Origin of the sequence: Planktothrix sp. FACHB-1355 (assembly GCF_014748295.1) — a bacterium.
GTDB lineage: Bacteria > Cyanobacteriota > Cyanobacteriia > Cyanobacteriales > Aerosakkonemataceae > Aerosakkonema > Aerosakkonema funiforme_A.
On the sequence record NZ_JACJUP010001227.1, the window covers coordinates 1 to 2,016 of the forward strand.

Here is a 2,016-nt window from a genome sequence, read left to right on the forward strand (position 1 = left end):
ATTTGGGACTGGAACGTTAAAACAAATGAAGTTTTCTTTTCTGGTCGGTGGAAGTCAATGCTCGGTTATGAAGATTCGGAAATAGCAAACCATTTAGATGAATGGGCAAAACGAGTTCATTTAGACGATATTCACTCAGCGACAGCAGCAATTAAAGACCATTTTGCCAAAAAAACACCCTTTTATATTTCCGAACATCGCGTTTTGTGCAAAGACGGAACGTACAAATGGATTTTGGATCGCGGTCAAGCACTTTGGGATGAAGAGGGAAACCCTATCCGAATGACAGGTTCTCATACTGATATTACAGAGCGCAAACGCTCAGAAGAGGAACTGCGCTGGAAAGCAGCTTTGCTGCGATCGATGACTGCGGCTTCACCGTTGGCGTTTTACGTTGTCGATAATTGCAACGATGCTATTCTTTATTTCAATCATCGCTTTTGCCAAATTTGGGGGATCGAACACCTAGAAGAACAAATGCAGCGAGGCGAACTTAAAAGCAACGATATTATTGCCCATTGCCTGCCTGCGGTGCTGGATGTGCAGCCATTTACGGAGTTCTGCAAACCACTTCAGAGCGAGGAAAACCGAGCTGTTGTTGAAGATGAAATTGCTTTTATTGATGGGCGAATCATCCGTCGCTTTTCCGCCCAAATTCGCGACGAGTCGGATCGCTACTTCGGTCGTCTCTATATTTTTGAAGATGTCACTCAACGCAAGCAGATCGAAGAAGCACTCTACCAAGCTAACGAACAACTGAAAGCTTCCGTAGATCGACTCGAACAACGCAATCAAGAGATTGTTCAACTAGGCGAACTGAGCGACGTTTTGCAAGCGTGCTTGACAGTAGAAGAAGCTTACAGTGCGATCGCGAAATTGGTGGAACCCCTCTTCCCTAATATGACTGGTGGCATCTTTATCACCAGTCCTTCGAGAAAACTCGTCGAGATGGTTGCTAGCTGGGGCACATCGCTTGTCAGCCAACAGATGTTCTTACCCAATGAATGCTGGGCTTTGCGGCGCGGTAGAGAACATTTGGTTGCAGACGCTCACAGCGGTTTGCTGTGCAAACATATTCACTCCCACCCAGCTGAATCCCTGTGTGTCCCTATGATGGCGCAGGGAGAAGCGATCGGTATGCTGCATTTGAGTACGCAAGAGGAAGGACAGCTCACACAAGCCAAACAGATATTAGCGCGTACAGTATCGGAACATATCGCGATGGCATTGGCGAATTTAAAATTGCGCGAAACTCTACAACACCAGAGTATTCGCGACGCCCTGACGGGTCTTTTCAATCGGCGTTACCTGGAAGAATCTCTAGAGAGAGAAATACATCGATCTAAACGCAAGCAGCAATCTCTAGGAATTATAATGCTCGACGTTGACCACTTTAAGCAATTTAACGACACATTCGGTCATGATGCCGGCGATGCGGTGCTGCGGGAATTGGGTTTATTGTTGCAAAAACACATTCGCGCTTCCGATATTGCCTGTCGTTACGGGGGCGAAGAGTTAACTGTGATTTTGCCGGAAACTTCTTTAGAAGATACCAAAAAGCGAGCCGAACAACTGCGGCTAGCAGTTAAGCACCTTTCCGTGCAACATCACGGTCAGTTGTTGGGTGCGATTACATTCTCGCTGGGGGTAGCAGTTTTTCCAGATTGCGGTAACACCGGAGAGGAAATTATTCAGGCGGCAGATGCCGCTTTGTATCGCGCCAAAAAACAGGGGCGCGATCGCGTGGTAACAGCCGTCTAACCTAATGCCCCCCCTGGGGATGCTAACCTAGTAAAACAGCAGTGACGCTTTCCGGGGACTCAAAGCCTAAAGACAAAGGAATGCCCCAGCTTGCCACTCTGCTTTTGACATCACTCCCCAGGAGGAATGAACGTGGTTGCCACCCCAGAAAAAATAAGTAGTCGGACAAAAGTAATCGACACTGTATGAACTTTTGTTAAGGCACTTGCAGGAGTGCCTTCGCACAGCGTGCCGTAGGCATATCGTGCATCGGCA

General features: G+C 47.7%; 1 protein-coding gene. It reads left to right on the forward strand.

Annotation, left to right across the window (positions count from 1 at the left end):
- On the forward strand, nucleotides 1-1,761 hold a 1,761-nt coding region (locus H6S82_RS31045), incomplete at its 5' end, for a sensor domain-containing diguanylate cyclase (protein WP_191057321.1).
- Nucleotides 1,762-2,016 lie beyond the last annotated feature (255 nt).